At 73.9% G+C, this 1160-nt stretch carries 2 protein-coding genes; both read left to right on the top strand.

Annotation, left to right across the window (positions count from 1 at the left end):
• Positions 1-405, top strand: a 405-nt coding sequence (locus IY392_RS16945; RefSeq protein WP_194861862.1) for an iron chelate uptake ABC transporter family permease subunit, incomplete at its 5' end; no start/stop codon positions are given.
• A partial coding sequence (locus tag IY392_RS16940) for an iron chelate uptake ABC transporter family permease subunit (RefSeq protein ID WP_228549563.1) occupies positions 402-1160 on the top strand: 759 nt, incomplete at its 3' end. The genes IY392_RS16945 and IY392_RS16940, both read left to right, overlap by 4 nt.

The raw sequence follows: 1160 nt of genomic DNA, 5'->3' as shown, positions 1-1160 counted from the left end.
ATCCTCCTGGGCCTCGCCCTCGTCCTCGCGGGGGCGGCGTCGCTCGACGCGCTCGCCCTGGGCGACGATCTGGCGCGCGGTCTCGGGGTCGGGCCGGTGGCCGGCCGGGCGGTCGTCCTGGGTGGAGTGGTGATCCTGTCCGGGGTCGCCACCGCGCTGGCCGGCCCGATCGCGTTCCTCGGGCTCCTCGTCCCCCATCTGCTGCGCCGGCTCGTGGGGGTCGGCAGCAGGGTGGTCCTGGGGTTGTCCGTGATCGTGGGCCCCGTCGTCCTGCTCCTCGCCGACACCGTGGGGCGCGTCATCGCCCCGCCGGGTGAGATCGCCGTCGGTGTGATGACGGTGGCGATGGGCGTGCCGTTCCTGATCGCCATGCTGCGGATGAACCGGGGGGTGGGCGCCTCATGAGTTCCGCCGTCCTCGACCGGACCGCGGACGAGGTGGACGAGACGGAACGGGTCATCCGCCGACTCGCCGCCACCCGCCGGAACCGCACCCTGCTCGTGGTACTCGGGCTCGTCTGCGCCCTCGTGGCGGCCATGGCGGTGCGCGTCCTGCTCGGCCGGTACACGGTGACGGTCCCTGACTTCTTGGCCATCGTCGGAGGAGCGACCATCCCTGGCGCCACCTTCGTGGTGATGGAGGACAAACTCCCGCGAGCGGTGCTGGGCGCCCTGGCCGGTCTGGCGTTCGGCGCCTCAGGGGCACTGTTCAGGCGGGTCCTGGGCAACCCGCTCGCCAGCCCCGACATCCTGGGCATCTCCCACGGGGCGTCGGCCGGGGCGGTCGCGGGGATGGCGTTCTGGGGACTACGCGGGGTGGCGATCATCCCCGCGGCGCTCCTCGGGTCCGCGGTCGCCCTGGCCATCGTCCTGAGCGCGTCCGCGGGTCGCCACTCCGGAATCGTGGGCCAGCGGTTCCTCCTCGGCGGGGTGGCCGTGGCGGCGTTGGGCACCGCGGTGGTGACCCAGCTCATCGCCCGGTTGCCTCTGGCCGGCGCCCAGGAGGCCGCGGTCTGGACCGTCGGTTCCCTCTCCGGTGCGTCTGGTCAGCGGATCGTGTGGCTCGCGGTCGCCCTGGCGTTCCTCCTGCCCCTGGCACTGTGGCTCCACTCCGCCCTGAGGCCCGCCGAACTGGGCCCCGAGCTCGCGGTGGGCCTGGGC

It is taken from the genome of Dietzia sp. SYD-A1 (genome assembly GCF_015356725.1).
Classification (GTDB): Bacteria; Actinomycetota; Actinomycetes; order Mycobacteriales; family Mycobacteriaceae; genus Dietzia.
Note: the sequence above shows the minus strand (reverse complement) of the source record. Positions and strands in the feature narration are given on the sequence as shown.